This window comes from Vibrio sp. 10N.222.48.A3, assembly GCF_041475345.1.
GTDB classification, from domain to species: Bacteria; Pseudomonadota; Gammaproteobacteria; order Enterobacterales; family Vibrionaceae; genus Vibrio; species Vibrio tasmaniensis_A.
In genome coordinates, this window is the sequence record NZ_JBFRVX010000937.1 from 1 (window position 1) to 388 (window position 388).

General features: G+C 43.8%; 1 protein-coding gene. It reads left to right on the forward strand.

What is annotated here, in order from left to right:
* A partial coding sequence (locus tag AB4653_RS22090) for a flagella synthesis protein FlgN (protein WP_372105354.1) occupies window positions 1–372 on the forward strand: 372 nt, incomplete at its 5' end.
* Between the last annotated feature and the right edge of the window lie 16 nt (window positions 373–388).

The window sequence follows — 388 nt, forward strand, 5'->3', positions numbered from 1 at the left end:
TCTGAATTATTGAGTTCAGAGAAAATCGCTATTACAAGCCGACAATCGAGCGATATTGAGCGAATAGCCAAAGAGAAAGTGGTTCTTGTTGAACAACTAAGATCAACCGATCAACGAATCGCTGCCCATACTAATATATCTGAACTAACCGAGAACCCTGAACTTGCTCAGTTAGTCGCAACCATCAAGTCCATAGTGCACGACTGCCATCAAGCGAACCTAGTAAATGGCGAAGCCTTGAATCGAGCACACCTTAGCTTCAAAAAACTCAGCAATATGATGCAGCAAAGTCACGGCAAAATTGGCATGACCTACAATGCCGGAGGCCAAACGCATACAATTTCTACGCTAGGAACCAACGTTAAAGCTTAGTTAGGTAAACCACCGC